Origin of the sequence: Ciceribacter sp. L1K23 (assembly GCF_018122705.1) — a bacterium.
In the GTDB taxonomy this organism is placed as follows: Bacteria; Pseudomonadota; Alphaproteobacteria; order Rhizobiales; family Rhizobiaceae; genus Allorhizobium.
The window spans coordinates 281,839-298,900 of record NZ_JAGRRC010000001.1; the positions used below are offsets into that span (position 1 = coordinate 281,839).

Below are 17,062 nucleotides of genomic sequence, written 5' to 3' on the forward strand. Positions count from 1 at the left end.
TTCCGCGGACCCCGGTGGCAGGCTCTTGCGTCCTTCCCCCACCACCAGCGCCGGCCCCGCCTCGCCACAACGCCTTGTGGTGTATCCGCGACGGAACGGGACAAGGATACGGGCGTGGAAAAGAAGGGGGAAAGCAGCGGTGAGATTTTTTCGAGGGAGAGGCGATTTTTCTTTTAAGGGTATGATTTTGTTGGGAGATAATTTTCGAGGAAACGCCGCCCGGCCTTTCGCTTTGGCTCAAGGCGTTCGGCGCTGCAATCGATTCACTGGATCGATTGCTCCGCTGCGCGGACCGCGCCTCGCCCCCTCACCTGAAAAATCTGGCACTTAGCTGACGCTAAGACGCCGATTTTTCTTCCTCTCCCACCAGGGTAGAGGTAGGGCGGCACCGGCGCGGCCAACTCCTCCTCTACCCTTGTGGGAGAGGATACAAAATCATGATCTTAGCGCAGCTAAGTCATAGATTTTGTTGGTGAGGGGGTCGCGATCTCCACCGGCCACACCCTGAGGTACCCTCGCGGAGCGAGGGCCTCGAATGGCGCGACCGACGCCGCAAGCCGAGTGCACGAAACTTTCCAGGCGGGATCGCGGTGTCATGAAAACTTCGCACCGCTTTCACCGGACTGTCGTCCAGCAGCGCTAAACCTCAGCAAACGACGGTGCAATTTTTATTGCAAAGGAGAACGCGATGACACGTAGATTGCATACCATATTGGCAGCCGGCGCCTTTACACTGCTGACCGCCATCGGCCCCGCTCAAGCCGCCACCACCGTGACCTTCTGGCACAGCTTCAACAAGACCAATGGCGAAGCGCTCGACAAGATCATCGCCGCGTTCGAAGCGGCCAATCCCGACATCGACATCCAGGGCGAGTTCGTCGGCAATTACAACGATATCGTGGCCAAACTGCAGGCTGCCATACCGGCCAATCGCGGGCCGGCGGCGGTCATCCTGGAAGTCACGCGCTATGGCCTGTTCGCCCAAAACAATGTTCTGACCGACTTGACGCCCTATGTCGATGCCGACCCGCTGAAGGACGATCTCTACGACTACGCCCGCGAAGTCGGCGTGATCGACGGCAAGAACTACATCGTACCCTTCAACTCCTCGACCCCGGTCCTCTATTTCAACAAGGACATCTTCACGCGCGCCGGTCTCGCAGAAGACACCCCGCTGAAGACGTTTGACGACATCCTCGCAGCGGCGAAGACGATTTCCGAGAAGCTTGGCTCGGAGGGGATTTCCGGCATCGCGGCTCCCGGACAATTCTCCCGCTGGGGTCTGGTCATGGCCAATGACAGCGAGCTCATCGAGCCCAAAAGCGGTGAAATCCTTCTCGACAAGCCGAACACCATCGAGGCCTACCAGTGGATGGCATCGCTCGTGCACGAGCACAAGGTCGCTTCGCCCGATGGCGTGACGGACGAGGATGTCGGCCGCGACGCCTTCCTTGCCGGCAAGGTCGGCATCATGATGAACTCGACGGGCAACTATGTCGGCGCGAAGAAGGCACTCGGCGACAATCTCGTCGTCCGTCCGATGCCCTGCAATAAGATCTGCTCCGTGCCGATCGGCGGCGCCGGCATCGGCATCATGGCATCCGCACCTAAGGAGGTCCAGGACGCGGCCTACAAGTTCGTCAGCTACGCGGCCTCGCCGGAAGCCAATGCCATCTGGTTCGCCGGCACCGGCTATCTGCCGATCAACAAGAAGAGCGCGGAACTGCCGGTCGCGGTGGAAGCGCTCGCCACCCAGCCTGGCATCGACGTCGCCATCCAATCCCTGCCGAATGCCCACGGCCGTGCCCGCACCGAGGTCGTCACCTGGATGCGCTCGACGGAGTACAAGATGTGGGAAGCAATGGCGCTCGGACAGCGGCCGGTCGAAGAAACCATGACGGACTTCGCCGCGCAGACGCGTCAGGAAGAACAGCGCGCCAGCAACTGATACCTCCAACCCATGCCCGACGGACCTCCAGCCGAGGTCCGTCGGTCGTCCGGTTCCGCCATGCCCCGCAAGCTTACGCCTTATCTCTTCGTCGCGCCGCTGATGCTCTTCATGGCGGTCTTCACCTATGTTCCGATCGCCACCAGCCTCAACCTCAGCGTCCGGCACTGGAACTTCCTGTCGCCCGACATGCCGTTCGTCGGATTGGCGAACTACGAACAATTGCTGACGTCCCGCGATTTCTGGAACTCGCTCTGGGTCACCACGCTGTTTGCAGTCTTTTCCGTCCCGATGCGGCTCGCGGTTGCCCTCGTGATCGCCTCCTATCTCGCCCGCGAAAGCATGGCGTCGCGACTGCTCCGTGGGGCGCTCTTCCTGCCTTATGTGACCTCCGCGGTCTCCATCGCCGTCGTGTTCTCCTGGGTCTTTTCCACCGACTATGGCATGGTCAATGCGCTTCTGGGCGCTCTCGGGTTCGGGAAAGTGCCCTGGCTTCAAGATCCGCATATCGCGCTCTGGGTGCTTGTCCTCGTCAACACCTGGAAGCAGTTGGGCTACGATATCGTCATCTACATCGCAGGCCTGCAGGCGGTGCCCCAGGAACTCTATGATGCCGCGGCCGTCGACGGCGGGCGTCGCCTGCACGTGTTCCGCCGGGTGACGGTGCCGCTGGTGATGCCGACCACCTATTTCCTGCTGGTGATTTCCGTCATCGAGGCCTTCCAGGTCTTCACCATCGTCAGCGTCATGACCGGTGGAGGACCGGCAGGCGCGACCGATCTTCTCGTCCACATGCTCTATCGCATCGGTTTCGTGCTGTTCGATATCGGCCAGGGATCGGCGCTGGCCGTCCTTCTCTTCATCTTCCTGGTCGTGCTCGCGTTCGTCAAATCCTATGTGATCGGCCGGAGGGTCCATTATGAAGCGTGACAATCCCCTCCTGACGGGCCTCGCGCTGGTGGCCGGACTGCTGTTCCTGTCCCCGGTGCTCTATTCGATCTTCATGTCGTTCCAGACGGTGGACGCCTACTATCGCGGGACGACCGAATTCACGCTCGACAACTATGCGCGTGCCGTCGGTCAGTACAACTTCGCCCGCTATCTGCTGAACAGCCTGATCGTCTCCGGCCTGGTGACGATCCTCGGCATCACCTTCGCAACGATGGCCGCCTTTGCCTTCGCGCGCTACCGGTTCCGCGGCGGCGACCTGATGTTCGGGGCGACTGTGGCGACGCTGATGATCCCGAGCCATATCAGCCTGATCCCCAACTATCTGACATTGGCCAAGGTGGGTTTGCTCGATACCTACGCGGGTCTCATCCTGCCGGCGATCTCCAACGGCTTTGCCGCATTTTTCCTGCGCCAGTACATCCGCGGAATTCCGAAGGCGCTCGACGAGGCGGCCTACATGGATGGCGCGACACCGCTTCAGGTTCTGTGGCGGGTGATCGTTCCCATCAGCCGGCCCGCCATCTTCTCGATGGGGCTCTACATCTTCATCACCGAATGGAACAACTACATCTGGCCGCTCGTCGCGATCGGCAAGCAGGATCTCTACACGCTGCAGATCGGGCTCGCCCGCCTTTACCGCGTGAACCCCGGGGAAGGCCTCATCGACTGGCCGCTGGTCATGGCCGCCTCGACCATCACCATCCTGCCCGTGCTGCTCGGCTTCTTCCTGGTGGAACGGCACCTGGTGCGCGGCATCACCATGGGCGCCTTGAAATAATCGAAGGAATTGGAATGACACGCATCGCATCCCACCGCGGCGGCACGCTCGAGTTCGGCGACAGCACGCCCCGTGGTTTCAAAGCTACGGCGCAAATGGCACTCGAGGAAGTCGAGTTCGACGTGCACCCGACCGCCGACGGCGCGATCATGGTGCATCATGACGCAACGCTGGATGGCACGACCGACCGGTGCGGTGTCATCGCGGAGTTGACGGAGGCGGACGTCCGCTCCGCCGTGATCGATTATGGCGCCGGCGGCCATCCGCTCTCCCTTCCCGAACTCTGCGCGATCTTCCGGGAGAGCGAGGTGGACTTCCGCTGCGAGATCAAGCCGGGTGTGGGTGGCATCCCCTACCCTGATTTCGTCCCGCGCGTGGTGGAGATGCTGGAGCGGGAAGGCATGCTTCACCGCACCACATTCTCCTCCTTTCTCGTTCCCTCGCTGGACGCGCTAGGCAAGGAAACCGATCGCCCCCTGTTGTGGCTTGTCAGTCCGCCGGTGCTTGGCCAACTCGGCGCCCCTGCAGTGGTCGAGACGGCCCTGGCGCACGACATTCCGGAAATCAGCGTCCACGTGGACACGGCGACCCTCTCCCTGAAGCAGACCGTCAACGACGCGGGGCTCGCCTTCGGTTGCTGGGCGGCGCATACGGCACAGCAGATCGAGAAGGCGTTCGCCCTCGGGGTCAAGGTCTTCACCACCGATCGTCCGAGCCTCGCGATCGCGATCCGGGACCAGCAAAGAGGGGGTAGCCCGCGATGAGTGGCATTTCGCTCAAGGACATCCGCAAATCCTATCCCGGAGGACCGGAGATCCTGCACGGCATCTCCATGGATATCGAACCGGGCGAATTTGTCGTCATCGTCGGACCGTCTGGTTGCGGAAAGTCAACGCTGCTCCGGCTGATCGCCGGCCTCGAAACATGCGACAGCGGAAAACTTTCCATCGGCGGCAGACGGGCCAATGATCTGGCACCGCAGGACCGCGACATCGCCATGATCTTCCAGAACTACGCGCTCTATCCGCACATGACGGTGCGCCAGAACATCGCCTTCGGCCTCGAACTGCGCGGCATGGCGAAACGGGAGCGTCACGCCCGGGCGGAGGCCGTCGCCGCGACGTTGCAGCTGACGGATTATCTCGACCGCAAGCCGGGGGCCCTGTCGGGTGGCCAGCGCCAGCGCGTCGCCATGGGCCGCGCCATGGCCCGCGACACCTCGACCTTCCTGATGGACGAGCCGCTGTCGAACCTCGACAACGCGCTGCGCGTCGCCATGCGGACGGAGATCAAGGAGCTTCACCGTTCGCTGAAGGCGACCATCGTCTACGTCACACACGACCAGACGGAAGCCTTGTCGCTGGCCGATCGCATTGCTGTCCTGAAGGACGGTCATCTTCAGCAGTTCGATACGCCGGAAGCGATCTACGATCGCCCGAAAAACCGTTTCGTCGCGGGCTTCCTCGGCATGCCCTCGATGAACTTCGTGTCCGTCGAGCGCCTGCCGGGCTGGGCCGGCCGGAATGGGCTGACAGCAGGCTTCCGCCCGGAGACACTGACAGTCTCGACCAGCGAACCCGCAGACCATGCCCTCCCCGCCCGCGTCGTGCTTTCCGAGATGACGGGCGCCGAGGCGATCCTTCATTGTGACAGCCCGGCGGGGCGCCTGACCGTGGTGGGACCACGGAGCACCGAATTGCGTGGAGCCGACCGCCTCTGGATCACCTATGATCTGGAGAAGGCGGTCTTCTTCGACGACAAGACGGGCGATCGCCTGGAGCTTCCGGCAACCGATCGCGGCTTGTAGCATTGGCTTTGGCGACCGGGTTGAACACGAATTGGACACGGAATGAACGGCAGGAACGACCTTCCCGAACGGCTCGGCGATCTGATCAGCCGTCACTCACCGCAATTGACGGATGCGGACACACGTCTGCTTGACGTGCTGATGCAGGACCCGATCCGCGCCGCCATGGAAAACGGCAAGACCGTCTCGTTCAGGGCAGGCGTTCATCCAGCCTCCGCCGTTCGGCTGGCGCGTCGCCTGGGCTTCAAGGGCTACCCGGAGTTCCGGACCTTCCTGCAGTCGAGCCTGCTGGAAGGCGGTGGCGATTTCGAGAGCCCGGCCGCGAGAATGGCAGCACGCCTGGTTCGCGCTGAGGACGGCAGTCTGCTCGCCTCCGTCCTGGACAGTGAAATCGCCGCCCTGCAGCAGGTTCGCAACAGCGTCTCGGACGCCGATATTCGCGTGTTTTCGCAAAGCCTGCGCGATTGCCGCCGGATTCTTGTCTTCGGTCGGGGACATTCCGCCGCGCTGACCTCGCTCATCGCCCTCAGGCTGAACCGGTCGGGATATGAGGCCGTGGACTTGTCCAGCCAGTTGCACCAGATCGAGGAGCTTCTGTCGACGCTGACCCCGGATGACGTCGTGTGGGTCTTGGCTTTCCGGCGGCCGCCGCCACTAATCCGGGAGGTTCTGGAGATCGCGACGAAACGAGGGGCTCGGACACTGGCTCTGACGGACCTCCGCTGCGCCCGCCTCGATCCGGCCCCGGAGCATCAGATCGCCGTGTCTCGCGGCGAGCCGGGCGAGAGCCAGTCTCTCGTCGTGCCGATGACGGTGGCGAACGCCGTCATCCTTGATCTTGCGGCGATCGACGACGGACGCTCCCTTCAGGCGCTTGGAGCGTTCAGGTCGTTTCGGGCCTCGAGCGATTTGCCGCTTTGACCGGGGCTACGTCCGCCCCGGTGGGCACCCTGTAGCCACGGGCTTGCTTGCGTTTGACGATCTCTCGAAAGAGGTTTGCCGCGGCCTCTTCGGTTTCGAAGGTGTGCGCCTTGCTTTGTCCTCGTCGCCCGATCCGGCCCCAACGTCTCGTCAGGCACGTCTCGCCGAACAATGTCGGCACGATTTCCAGCGCATAGAAACGGGCCATGTTTCGCGTGACATCGGTTCGTTCTGCGTAATGGGTGATCAACGCTCTCGTCATGGAGACAGAATCGCAAAGCCTGCGAGATCGGTCCAACGAGTGTTTTGAATCGGTCCGGCCTCATCGATTCATGATCGTGATGAGTATATCCACCGGAGAATTCCGACGAAGCTGCCGGCATTGGCTACTGGTCGTGGTTCGACGGACGGCTTGCTCTGACAAGCAGGACTGTCAGCACGGCTGCAAGCCCGAACCAGGTGATGGCGTAACCGAGATGATTGTTGGGAAACGAAACAACGGTCAGGCCGCCAATCGGCGGGTTCTCGCCTCCGGCATCCGCATCCAGAAAATACGGGGCGACCTCTGGAAATCCGAGGGAGCGCGCCATGGCCACCGTATCGCGGGAAAACCAGCGTCCGCCGTCGGGATCGTTGGAGCGGAGAAAAGCGCCATCGGGCTGTGTCAGGCGCAAGAGGCCGGACACCTCAACGAGGCCGTGGGGCCGAGAGAGCTTGTCGGGCGAGAAACTGTCCGGAATGAAGCCGCGGTTGATGAAGAGCCGCCAGCCTTCATCGGTTTCGAACAACGACATAACCCAGAAGCCGGTGCCGCGCACGGTAACAGCCTTCACGAAGATATCATCGGCTGGCAGGAAACGGCCGGACGCGGATATCCTTCGGTATTCCGCCGTGTCGAATGACAACCGGGACCATTCCGCCGGACCGGGTGCCGGGACGGGAGCCGCGGCCAGCCCCGTCTCGACGCGTTCGATCAGCGCCGTCTTCCACTGCAGGCGCTGCACCTGCCAGACGCCGAGGCCCAGCAGGACCATCACCGCCAGAAGGCCGGGCCCGAGCAATATCCATCTGCGACGGGATCGTGCCATGGCCCGCCCCGATCAGGAGCCGAAGCCCTGGAAGCTCTCATGCTCCATCTGCGGCATCATGTTGGTGTTGAGGTTGTACATGACCCAGAGCGACCCCGAAATCATGATGACGACCACGATCACCGTGAAAATCATCGACAGCAGGGTCCAGCCTTCATCCGAACGGCTGTTCATATGGAGGAAATAGACCATGTGGACCAGGATTTGTGCCACGGCGAAGCCGATGACGGTCAGCGCCGTGACCACCCGACTGTCGAACCCCCCGCTCATGACGATGGCGAACGGGATGAAGGTAAGCACGACCGAGAGCACGAAGCCGGTGAGGTAAGACCGATAGCTGCCGTGATCGTGTCCGGTATTGTCGTGTGGCGCAGCGCCGTGGTCGCCGCGATGGCTATGGGGTTCGATGGAATGTTTGGACATCAGATCATCCCCAGGAGATAGACGAAGGTGAAGACGCCGATCCAGATCACGTCGAGGAAGTGCCAGAACATGCTGAGGCACTCCATTCGCCGGGTATTGGCCGGAATGAGACCCTTGCGGTTCATCTGGACCATCAGCGTGACGAGCCAGATTGAGCCGAAGAGCACATGCAGCCCGTGGGTGCCGACCAGCGCGAAGAAGGCCGAGAGGAAGGCCGAACGCTGTGGTCCGGCGCCCAGATGGATCAGGTGATGGAACTCGTAGATTTCGACCGCAAGGAAGGCGAGGCCGAGGAGCAGCGTCACGGCGAGCCAGACCTGCATCCTTGTCTGCCGGCCCTCGTACATCGCAAGCATGGCGAAGCCGAAGGTGATCGAGGAGACCAGCAGGAAGCCGGTGTTGATCGCAATCAGGGTGAGGTCGAAGAGCGCCTTGGGTCCGGGACCCGCCGCATAGCTCTGCCCGAGGACACCGAAGACGGCGAAGAGCACTGCGAACATCAGGCAGTCGCTCATCAGATAGATCCAGAAACCGAGGCGGGTGGAACCGCCTTCCTCATGATGGTGCGGCTCGGTTTCCCAATAAACCGCCGGCTCGGCGGACTGCGTGACGGTAGCCATGACGGTCATGCTCCCATTCCGGCAAGTTGGCGATCGCGCGCGGCTTCGACGCTCTCGACCTCATCGACGGGGACGTAATAGTCGCGGTCATAGTTGAAGGTGTGGGCGATGGACACAGCGACGATCCCCAGGAAGGATAGCGCCGCCAGCCACCAGATGTGCCAGACCAGTGCGAAGCCGCAGACGGTCGCCAGCGCGGAGAGAATGACGCCGGTGCCCGTATATCGCGGCATGTGGATCGGCAGATAAGGCGCTTTGGGCCGCTTCTGACCGGCTTCCTTCATATCATGCCAGGCATCGAGGTCGTGCACGACCGGCGTGAAGGCGAAGTTGTAGGATGGCGGAGGAGACGAGGTTGCCCATTCCAGGGTCCGGCCTCCCCAGGGATCGCCGGTGAGATCGGGATTCTCCTTGCGCTTCCAGATCGAGACGGCAACCTGGACGAAGAAGGCTGCGATGCCGACGGCAATGAGAACGGCGCCGAGTGCCGCCAGGATGAACCAGATCCTGAGATCCGGATCATCAAAGACCCGCATGCGTCGCGTTACGCCCATCAGCCCGAGGATGTAGAGCGGCATGAAGGCGAGCCAGAAGCCGACGACCCAGCTCCAGAACGAGACCTTGCCCCAGAAGACGTTGAGCGTGAAGCCGAAAGCCTTGGGCCACCAGTAGGCGATCGCCGCAAAGCAGCCGAACAACACGCCACCGATGATCACATTGTGGAAGTGTGCCACCAGGAACAGCGAGTTGTGCAGGACGAAGTCTGCCGGAGGTACAGCCAAGAGAACGCCCGTCATGCCGCCGACCGTGAAGGTCAGCATGAAGGCGACGGTCCACATCATCGGCAATTCGAAACGGACCCGGCCCTTGTACATCGTGAACAGCCAGTTGAAGATCTTCGCACCCGTCGGCACGGAGATGATCATCGTGGTGATGCCGAAGAAGGCGTTTACCGACGCGCCCGAGCCCATCGTGAAGAAGTGGTGCAACCACACGACATAGCTGAGGATCGTGATGCAGACCGTGGCATAGACCATCGAGCTGTAGCCGAAGAGGCGCTTGCCGGAAAAGGTAGAGGTCACCTCGGAGAACACACCGAACAACGGCAGGATCAGGATGTAGACCTCCGGATGGCCCCAGATCCAGATGAGATTGATATACATCATCGCGTTGCCGCCGAGATCGTTCGTGAAGAAGTTCGTTCCCACATAGCGATCGAGCGTCAGGAGGATCAGCGTCATCGTCAGCACCGGGAAGGACGCGACGATAAGAACGTTGGTGCAAAGCGAGGTCCAGGTGAAGACAGGCATGCGCATCAGCGTCATGCCCGGAGCACGCATCTTGATGATGGTGACGAGCAGGTTGATGCCTGAGAGCGTCGTTCCCACGCCGGCGATCTGGAGGCCCCAGATGTAATAATCCACGCCGACCCAAGGACTGTAGCCGATCCCCGACAGCGGCGGGAAGGCGAGCCAGCCGGTCTGCGCGAACTCGCCGACGAACAGAGAGGCCATGACGAGTACGGCACCGCCGACGGTCATCCAGAAGGAGAAGTTGTTGAGGAAGGGGAAGGAAACGTCACGCGCGCCGATCTGCAGCGGCACCACATAGTTCATCAGACCCGTGACGAAGGGCATCGCCACGAAGAAGATCATGATCACGCCGTGCGCGGTGAAGATCTGGTCGTAGTGGTGGGCGTTGAGATAGCCCTCGGATCCGTTGAACGCCAGCACCTGCTGAAGGCGCATCATGATAGCATCGGCGAAGCCGCGCACCAGCATGACCAGCGCCAGGATGATATACATGATGCCGATCTTCTTGTGGTCGACAGATGTAAACCACTCCTTCCAGAGATAACCCCACAGACGGAAGTAGGTCAGCGCGGCAACCGCGGCGACGCCGCCGATCACGACGACGACGAAGGTCGACAAGACGATCGGATCGGTTGGGATTGCACTCCAGTTGAGGCGACCCAGAAGGAGGGAGGTCGAATGATCTACCGTAGCCATGGCCGGATCCTGTCAAAGTTGCTGCGCGCTGCCGGCGGACGGCTGCATAAGTGTGAGATAGCGATCGGCAGGATCGCCAAACGGTGTCATGGGCTGCGGCATGCCGTGTCCGCGAAGCGGTCCGGAGACGACAGGCGTGACCGAAGCCGATGCCGGCTTGGCGGCGAGCATGCGGTCGAGTTCTTCCGTCGAGCAGAAGCCCGTGACCTTGAACGGCTCCCAGCCGAACACAGGCTCGCGCGTGCCGCGTCGTTCGTGTTTGTCGTAGATCAGGGCGCTCATGTTGACCGTACCGGCGAGACCCGTGCCGCCCTGCGCATCGAGCGCCATCATCTCGGCCATGCAGATCTTGCCCTCTTCGACGCACATGTTGACGACGCGGGCAAAGAGCTGAGGATCGACATTGGAGTAGCTGACCGGCCGGACGTTCTCGCTCGGCCGCTCAAGCTCGAGATAGGTCGGACGATCGAGGACCTGGTCCTGCTGCCGCGCCGTCTCGACCCAGTCCTCGAAAGCGGCGGCATCGGTCGCCTTCGCCTTGAAGCGCATGCCGGAGAAGCCGGCGCCAGAATAATGTGAGGCGAGACCCTGGTATTCGCCGGGTTCGTTGAAGACGCCGTGCAGCGTCGTCTGCATGCCGGGCATGGCGTAGATCATCCCCGCCATCGACGGGATGTAGAACGCGTTCATGACAGACGACGACGTCAGGGAGAACCGGATCGGACGATCCACCGGTACGGGCAACTCATTGACGGATGCCACCCTGTATTCCGGGTAGATGAAGAGCCACTTCCAGTCCAGCGCAACCACCTGCACCTCCAGCGGCTTCTGGTCCGGCGCGATCGGCTCGACTTTCGAAATTCTGGATAGCGGACGATACGGATCGAGGAGGTGGGTTCCAACCCAGGTCAGCGCCCCCAGGCTGACCACGATGAGAAGCGGGATCGCCCAGATGATGAGCTCGAGCTTGGCCGAATGCGACCAGTTCGGCTTGTAGACGGCCGCCGCGTTCGAGGACCGGAAATGCCAGGCGAACCAGCAGGTGAGCAGCATGACCGGCACGATGATGATCAGCATCAATAGCGTTGAGATCACCAGAAGGTCGCGCTGCTGCGCAGCGATATCTCCCGTTGGAGCAAGAACCTCCGCCTTGCAGGCGGACAGGAACAGAACCGCTCCGAGAGCGGCGAACAATTTCGGACGGAGGCGCTTTCGCATAGCTTACCCTGACGATGGCTCAATCGCAGGCGGACCCCCTCCAGTACCCACCGGCGACCATTGATGATCGTCAAGCTAGTTAGTTCGATTTCGCATCGCGGCACATACGACAATTTGTCACCTGTCAATTTTGGCGCCGCTGCGGCATCGCTGTCATCGAAAAACAGTCCTCGGGTGGACGGCTGGCGCCGCGCGCCTACTTCTACCGTTTGAGAAGAGAGTAAGGTTCCATGGCGAGCATGACCGGCACAACCTATGAAGATCGGCAGCAGAGCCGTCGTGACGCGGAGGACGATCATCATGTGTCCCCTTCCGATATCGCCGTCGGGGTTGTCATCGGCCGCACCTCGGAGTTTTTCGACTTCTTCGTGTTTGCGATCGCCTCGGTCATCGTCTTTCCGGCTCGGGTATTTCCATTCCTCGATCCGCTGACAGGAACCCTGTGGTCCTTCGTCCTCGTCGCCCTCGCCTTCGTGGCACGGCCGCTCGGCACCGTGCTCTTCACCTCGCTTGACCGGCGACACGGCCGTTTCGTGAAGCTGACCGTCGCATTGTTCCTCCTGGGCACTTCGACGGTCGCGATGGGCCTCGTGCCGTCCTACGAAGCCGCGGGCTGGTGGGCCATCGCCATGCTCGCCCTGCTGCGCATCGGTCAGGGCCTGGCGCTGGGTGGAACCTGGGATGGCCTTGCGCCGCTTCTCGCCATCACCGCGTCCGAAAACCGCCGGGGTTTCTACGCGATGGTTCCGCAACTTGGCGCGGTGGTCGGGCTGTCCGTTGCGGCCGTCCTGTTTGCCTATCTCGTCATGACCCTGTCTGCTGCAGATTTCCTGGACTGGGGCTGGCGATATCCCTTCTTCGTTGCCTTCGCCATCAACGTGGTCGCGCTTTTCGCCCGCCTGCGTATCGTCGAAACGCCGGAGTTCAAGAATCTGTTCGAAGCCAACGAACTGACGCCCACCAGTCTTCGCAAGACGATCGTGCAGGATGGCCGGACTGTTCTGCTCGGGATTTTCGTGCCGCTCGCGAGCTTCGCCATGTTCCACATGGTGACCGTTTTCCCGCTCTCCTGGATTTTCCTTTACACCGACGAGGCGCCGGGCTCGTTCCTGCTGATCGAGGCTGCGGGCGCTGGCGTCGGCATTCTGGCGATGCTGTTCTCCGGCTGGCTCTCCGACCGGATCGGCCGGCCGAAGATCCTCGTCTGGGGCGCCTGGGCAATCGGTGCGTTTGCTCTCGTCGCCCCTGTCCTGTTGAGCGCCGGTCACGCGGGCGTCATCATCTACGTCCTGATTGGTTTCCTCATTCTGGGCTTTAATCTCGCCCAGTCATCCGGCGCCGTCGCGTCGCTGTTCGACCAGCGAAACCGCTACACGGGTTCGGCTTTCGTATCGGCTCTATCCTGGATGTTCGGGGCAGGTTTTGCGCCGCTGTGCGCACTGCTTCTGTCCACCTGGTTCGGGCTTTATGCAGCCGGTCTCTATCTGTTGTCGGGCGCGATCTGCACGCTGCTGTCGCTGGCCGTCGTCCGCCAGGTCTCGCTCCGTCCGAAACAAGAATAGGTCGGCTGCTCAGAGACGTCAGCGAGCAAGGAACTCGAACAAGCGGGCAACCGCTTCGGCTCCGGGGTCCGCATGACCCTCCAACTGTTTGGCGTTAATGTAGGCGGCACGCCCGGCCTTGGCACGCACCAGCTTGGCGGTGCGGTCGGCCCCTTCCCGGGCAGCCTTCGCGGCCTCCGACAAGCCGCTTTGCAGCCCGTCCAGCGCCGGTGCAAGAGCATCGACCATCGTCCGGTCGCCAACCTGCGCGCCGCCGATCTCCTGCATTCTTGCAAGCCCTGCCTTCAGGGCATCCCGCATGGGTAGCCCGCTTGAGGCACCGTCACCGGCAGCGGCGAAGAAGATGGCGAGCAGCACGCCGGAAGAGCCCCCCATGGTCTGGCTGAGCTCAAGCCCGATCGCCCGCAGCAGTTGGGTATGGTCGGAAAGCGGCAGCCGGTCCATGGCGTTGACCAGGGCTCTCGCGGCGCCAGCCAGGGTCGAGCCGGTATCGCCGTCTCCGGATTTCGCGTCAAGGGCGTTGAGATCCTGTTCCGCGGCAATCATGACGTTGCAGCAGGCCACGAGAAAATCCCGCGTCGGCTTGTGATCAGACGGCAAGGGCATGATCGGCGTCAGGCCATCCGGTAGCGACAGGATCGATACCGGGCTCACCGTCGACAGGCCGGGCCAAGCTGCTGGACCGACCGGACGGGCCAGAGATGCAAGGTCATCCTCGCTGGCGGCCAGAAGCGAGATTGAAAAGCCGCGCATGTCGAGCGAGGTCATAAGGGGAGCCGGACCAATCAGGTGACGGATGCGATCGCCGATCTCGGAACGGATCAGTTCATGGGCGAGGACCGACATTTCCAGAACGGATGTGCCGCCGAGATTGTTGATGAGGGCGACATAAGTGCCATCGCCGATGGCAGACTTGAGCTTTGCGGCAACCGCGGCCATGGCGGATTGCGCGCCGGAAAAATCCACCTGCTCGACCCCGGCTTCCCCGTGGATGCCAAGACCAAGTTCGGCCATTCCGGGGGGAATGCGGTCTTCCTTCGGCGATCCGGGAACAGTGCAGGTGTCGAGCGACATACCGATGCTTCGCGTGCCCGCAATGACGCGACGTGCAGCTTCCGTCACCGTCTCGAGGTTAGCGCCGTCCTCGGCCAGCGCACCGGCAATCTTATGGACGAAAAGCGTGCCAGCGACACCTCTGGCCTGTGGTAGATCGGGCAAGGCGATGTCGTCATCGACGATGACCATGTTAACGTTAAGGCCAAAGGCGCGGGCCCGTTCGGCCGCAAGGCCGAAGTTCAGCCGGTCACCGGTGTAGTTCTTGACGATGAGAAGACATCCCGCCGGTCCCGTCACGGCCAGAATACCGGCGAGCACCGCGTCGACGCTTGGAGATGCGAAGACGTCGCCGCACACCGCCGCGGTCAGCATCCCCTCCCCCACGAAACCGGCATGGGCCGGCTCATGGCCGGAACCGCCGCCCGACACGAGAGCGACTTTCGTCTTGTCCCAGTCGGCGCGTACAACGACACGGATATGGGGGTAACCGTCAAGCCGCGAAAGGGGTACGCCGGACGAGGCAAGGAGGCCCTCGATCGCCTCCACCACAACGTCTTCCCGCTTGTTAATGAACTGTGCCATCGGAAGTCTCCCTTATGCGAGGCGTATGCCGTCCGCGTCGAAATAAAGCGGATTGTGCGGCTGAATCTTAATGATGTCACCGCTTTGCAGGTTGCTGTGAGGGTCTGTCACGGTAACGAGGGACTGGCCGCGGCAGGACAGATGCAAGCGCGTCTGGTCGCCCAGCCGTTCGACGCGTTGAACGAGGCTGTCCTCGCCGCTACCCTGCTGGATGTTCTCGGGTCTCAATCCCATGAAAGCAGCGCGCGGCGGAGCGCCGGCAAACAGTTCCGCCGGCACGATGTTGATCCGCGGAACGCCGAGACGTGCCGCCGCATAGATGCTGACGGGCTCCTCATAGACCTCCCGAGGCGACCCGAACTGGACGAGGCGGCCGTGATGCAAGACCCCGACATGGGTCGCCATCGTCATGGCCTCGATCTGGTCGTGGGTAACATAAAGCAGCGTCGCGCCCAGATTGGCCTGAATGTTCTTCAGCTCGATACGCAAATCTGCGCGAAGCTTGGCGTCGAGCGAACTTAGGGGCTCGTCCATCAGGTAGATCTGCGGATTGCGCACCAGGGCCCGGCCGATCGAGACGCGCTGCATTTCGCCACCCGAGAGCGCGGTCGCCTTGTTGTCGAGCTTATGTCCGATCTGAAGGACGTCGGCGATCGCCTTTACCTTGCGGTCGATCTCGTCTTTCGGAGTCCGGAGCATGGGTGATTTCAGGGGGAACTCCAGGTTTTCGCGTACCGTCAGATGCGGGTACAGCGAATACTGCTGGAACACCATGGCGACGTTGCGCTGGGCAGGCGTGAGCCCTTTCGTCGTCTGGCCATCGATCAGGATCTCGCCGCTGTCCGGACGTTCCAGACCGGAAATGAGGCGCAGCGTCGTTGTCTTTCCCGCACCGGTTGGGCCGAGGAGCACGACGAAGGAGCCATCAGGCACGGTCATCGAGACGTTATCGAGGGCGAGATGATCACCAAAACGCTTGGTGACGTTGGCAAGGATGACCTCAGCCATGGCGAAACACTCCTTCATTGCCGGCCGAGACCAGCGCATGACCGCGCTCACCGGCAAAAACGGTCAACGTCCGGCTGTCGAACTCAAGCCCGACATTCTCGCCGGACTTGATCGGGGCCGCCGAGGAGATGCGAGCCTTGATGTCGCCGTTTGCGGTCGCCAGCGTCACGATCTGGGTCGTGCCAAGATATTCGGTGGCGAGCACCCGGCCGCGATAGGGCGAATGATCTGAAAAACGGACATGTTCGGGCCGCACGCCGAGCGTCAGCCGCCCCTCGGCACCCTGCCGCAAGACCGGGACGGCGATGCGATGACCGTCAAGAGTGACATGATCGCTGCCGATACCGACCATGCCGTCGAAGTCCAGAAAATTCATCGAGGGAGACCCGATGAAATTCGCAACGAAGCGGGTCGCCGGCCAATCGTAGATTTGCTGCGGCAGGCCGAACTGCTCGACGACGCCATGGTTCATCACGACGATCTTGTCACCCATCTGCATGGCTTCGAGCTGATCATGGGTGACGTAAATGGTGGTCGCACCCATGCGGTCATGCAACGCCCGCAGTTCTTCGGACATGTGCTCGCGGAACTCCGCATCGAGTGCGCCGAGAGGCTCGTCCATGAAGAAGGCCTTAGGCCTGCGGACGATCGCGCGGCCGAGTGCTACGCGCTGGCGGTCGCCGCCGGAGAGGCCACCCACCGGCTTGTCAAGGATGTCCTCGATCCTGAGGATGCGGGCAACCTCCTGGACGCGGGTGCGAACCTCGGTTTTTGGCACGCCCTGGCTCAGGAGCGGATAGGAAATGTTGCGGCGGACATTCATGTGCGGATAGAGCGCGAACATCTGGAAGACGAAGGCGATGTCGCGCTGGCTCGCCGGTTTCATCCCGACTTCCTCGCCATCGATATAGATCTCGCCGCTGGTCGGCAGTTCCAACCCCGCCATCATGCGCAACGTCGTTGTCTTGCCGCAGCCGGACGGGCCGAGCAACATGAAGAACTCGCCGTCCTCAATGGTGAAGGTCGAGGACTGGACAGCGGTGAAGCTACCGAATTCCTTGCGCAGGTTTTGAACGCGAATCTGAGCCATG

Annotated in this window: 16 protein-coding genes; 7 read left to right on the forward strand and 9 right to left on the reverse strand. The window is 61.9% G+C overall.

Annotated elements, in window-relative coordinates; translation table 11 throughout:
- Positions 1-688 precede the first annotated feature (688 nt).
- From J5J10_RS01295 to J5J10_RS01320, 6 genes are read left to right on the forward strand one after another with little or no spacing between them, the layout of a single operon-like run.
- A complete protein-coding gene (locus J5J10_RS01295; protein WP_211928492.1) occupies positions 689-1,948 on the forward strand; it encodes an ABC transporter substrate-binding protein in 1,260 nt (419 codons plus the stop codon).
- A gap of 60 nt (positions 1,949-2,008) precedes the next feature.
- Positions 2,009-2,878 (forward strand): sugar ABC transporter permease, encoded by an 870-nt coding sequence (locus J5J10_RS01300; protein WP_211928493.1) that lies wholly within the window; start codon positions 2,009-2,011, stop codon positions 2,876-2,878.
- The gene (locus J5J10_RS01305) at positions 2,868-3,677 is read left to right on the forward strand and encodes a carbohydrate ABC transporter permease (RefSeq protein WP_211928494.1); all 810 of its coding nucleotides are present in this window, start codon (positions 2,868-2,870) and stop codon (positions 3,675-3,677) included. Before J5J10_RS01300 ends, J5J10_RS01305 begins: the two co-directional genes overlap by 11 nt.
- A 14-nt stretch (positions 3,678-3,691) precedes the next feature.
- The gene (locus J5J10_RS01310) at positions 3,692-4,441 is read left to right on the forward strand and encodes a glycerophosphodiester phosphodiesterase family protein (RefSeq protein WP_211928495.1); all 750 of its coding nucleotides are present in this window, start codon (positions 3,692-3,694) and stop codon (positions 4,439-4,441) included.
- Positions 4,438-5,484 (forward strand): ATP-binding cassette domain-containing protein, encoded by a 1,047-nt coding sequence (locus J5J10_RS01315; protein ID WP_211928496.1) that lies wholly within the window; start codon positions 4,438-4,440, stop codon positions 5,482-5,484. The genes J5J10_RS01310 and J5J10_RS01315 overlap by 4 nt, the downstream gene beginning before the upstream one ends.
- A 42-nt stretch (positions 5,485-5,526) precedes the next feature.
- Entirely contained in the window at positions 5,527-6,405 is an 879-nt protein-coding gene (locus J5J10_RS01320) for a MurR/RpiR family transcriptional regulator (protein WP_211928497.1), read from the forward strand.
- On the opposite strand, the gene J5J10_RS01325 is transcribed toward J5J10_RS01320, so the two are convergent.
- The 6 genes from J5J10_RS01325 to cyoA form a co-directional block, all read right to left on the reverse strand.
- A complete protein-coding gene (locus J5J10_RS01325; RefSeq protein WP_211928498.1) occupies positions 6,368-6,667 on the reverse strand; it encodes a WGR domain-containing protein in 300 nt (99 codons plus the stop codon). The genes J5J10_RS01320 and J5J10_RS01325 overlap by 38 nt on opposite strands.
- A 124-nt stretch (positions 6,668-6,791) precedes the next feature.
- Complete coding sequence (locus J5J10_RS01330) at positions 6,792-7,493, reverse strand: SURF1 family protein (protein WP_211928499.1); 702 nt, start codon at positions 7,491-7,493, stop codon at positions 6,792-6,794.
- Positions 7,494-7,505: 12 nt separating this feature from the next.
- Positions 7,506-7,916, reverse strand: coding sequence for a cytochrome o ubiquinol oxidase subunit IV (gene cyoD, locus J5J10_RS01335; protein WP_211928500.1), 411 nt, complete (start codon positions 7,914-7,916; stop codon positions 7,506-7,508).
- Positions 7,916-8,545 carry a cytochrome o ubiquinol oxidase subunit III gene (gene cyoC, locus J5J10_RS01340; RefSeq protein WP_211928501.1) on the reverse strand — a complete coding sequence of 210 codons (630 nt, stop codon included), beginning with the start codon at positions 8,543-8,545 and terminating at the stop codon, positions 7,916-7,918. Before cyoC ends, cyoD begins: the two co-directional genes overlap by 1 nt.
- The gene (gene cyoB / locus J5J10_RS01345; protein ID WP_211928502.1) at positions 8,542-10,545 is read right to left on the reverse strand and encodes a cytochrome o ubiquinol oxidase subunit I; all 2,004 of its coding nucleotides are present in this window, start codon (positions 10,543-10,545) and stop codon (positions 8,542-8,544) included. Before cyoB ends, cyoC begins: the two co-directional genes overlap by 4 nt.
- A 12-nt stretch (positions 10,546-10,557) precedes the next feature.
- Positions 10,558-11,763 carry a ubiquinol oxidase subunit II gene (gene cyoA / locus J5J10_RS01350; protein WP_211928503.1) on the reverse strand — a complete coding sequence of 402 codons (1,206 nt, stop codon included), beginning with the start codon at positions 11,761-11,763 and terminating at the stop codon, positions 10,558-10,560.
- A 239-nt stretch (positions 11,764-12,002) separates the two neighbouring features.
- Between cyoA and J5J10_RS01355 the strand changes: the two genes are divergently transcribed.
- On the forward strand, positions 12,003-13,325 hold the full coding sequence (locus J5J10_RS01355; RefSeq protein ID WP_211931102.1) for an MFS transporter: 1,323 nt from the start codon (positions 12,003-12,005) through the stop codon (positions 13,323-13,325).
- A gap of 18 nt (positions 13,326-13,343) precedes the next feature.
- Here J5J10_RS01355 and J5J10_RS01360 read toward each other — a convergent pair whose 3' ends face one another.
- From J5J10_RS01360 to J5J10_RS01370, 3 genes are read right to left on the reverse strand one after another with little or no spacing between them, the layout of a single operon-like run.
- Positions 13,344-14,963, reverse strand: a complete 1,620-nt coding sequence (locus J5J10_RS01360; RefSeq protein WP_211928504.1) for a dihydroxyacetone kinase subunit DhaK — start codon at positions 14,961-14,963, stop codon at positions 13,344-13,346.
- A gap of 12 nt (positions 14,964-14,975) precedes the next feature.
- A complete protein-coding gene (locus J5J10_RS01365; protein WP_211928505.1) occupies positions 14,976-15,971 on the reverse strand; it encodes an ABC transporter ATP-binding protein in 996 nt (331 codons plus the stop codon).
- Positions 15,964-17,061: an ABC transporter ATP-binding protein gene (locus J5J10_RS01370; protein WP_211928506.1), complete on the reverse strand. Its 1,098-nt coding sequence runs from the start codon at positions 17,059-17,061 to the stop codon at positions 15,964-15,966. The genes J5J10_RS01365 and J5J10_RS01370 overlap by 8 nt, the downstream gene beginning before the upstream one ends.
- Position 17,062 lies beyond the last annotated feature (1 nt).

Excerpts from the sequence above, each read along its gene's own strand:
- J5J10_RS01295 (WP_211928492.1), top strand. The coding sequence starts at position 689 with ATGACACGTAGATTGCATACCATATTGGCAGCCGGCGCCTTTACACTG.
- J5J10_RS01300 (WP_211928493.1), top strand. The coding sequence starts at position 2,009 with ATGCCCCGCAAGCTTACGCCTTATCTCTTCGTCGCGCCGCTGATGCTC.
- J5J10_RS01305 (WP_211928494.1), top strand. The coding sequence starts at position 2,868 with ATGAAGCGTGACAATCCCCTCCTGACGGGCCTCGCGCTGGTGGCCGGA.
- J5J10_RS01310 (WP_211928495.1), top strand. The coding sequence starts at position 3,692 with ATGACACGCATCGCATCCCACCGCGGCGGCACGCTCGAGTTCGGCGAC.
- J5J10_RS01315 (WP_211928496.1), top strand. The coding sequence starts at position 4,438 with ATGAGTGGCATTTCGCTCAAGGACATCCGCAAATCCTATCCCGGAGGA.
- J5J10_RS01320 (WP_211928497.1), top strand. The coding sequence starts at position 5,527 with ATGAACGGCAGGAACGACCTTCCCGAACGGCTCGGCGATCTGATCAGC.
- J5J10_RS01325 (WP_211928498.1), bottom strand. The coding sequence starts at position 6,667 with ATGACGAGAGCGTTGATCACCCATTACGCAGAACGAACCGATGTCACG.
- J5J10_RS01330 (WP_211928499.1), bottom strand. The coding sequence starts at position 7,493 with ATGGCACGATCCCGTCGCAGATGGATATTGCTCGGGCCCGGCCTTCTG.
- cyoD (WP_211928500.1), bottom strand. The coding sequence starts at position 7,916 with ATGTCCAAACATTCCATCGAACCCCATAGCCATCGCGGCGACCACGGC.
- cyoC (WP_211928501.1), bottom strand. The coding sequence starts at position 8,545 with ATGACCGTCATGGCTACCGTCACGCAGTCCGCCGAGCCGGCGGTTTAT.
- cyoB (WP_211928502.1), bottom strand. The coding sequence starts at position 10,545 with ATGGCTACGGTAGATCATTCGACCTCCCTCCTTCTGGGTCGCCTCAAC.
- cyoA (WP_211928503.1), bottom strand. The coding sequence starts at position 11,763 with ATGCGAAAGCGCCTCCGTCCGAAATTGTTCGCCGCTCTCGGAGCGGTT.
- J5J10_RS01355 (WP_211931102.1), top strand. The coding sequence starts at position 12,003 with ATGACCGGCACAACCTATGAAGATCGGCAGCAGAGCCGTCGTGACGCG.
- J5J10_RS01360 (WP_211928504.1), bottom strand. The coding sequence starts at position 14,963 with ATGGCACAGTTCATTAACAAGCGGGAAGACGTTGTGGTGGAGGCGATC.
- J5J10_RS01365 (WP_211928505.1), bottom strand. The coding sequence starts at position 15,971 with ATGGCTGAGGTCATCCTTGCCAACGTCACCAAGCGTTTTGGTGATCAT.
- J5J10_RS01370 (WP_211928506.1), bottom strand. The coding sequence starts at position 17,061 with ATGGCTCAGATTCGCGTTCAAAACCTGCGCAAGGAATTCGGTAGCTTC.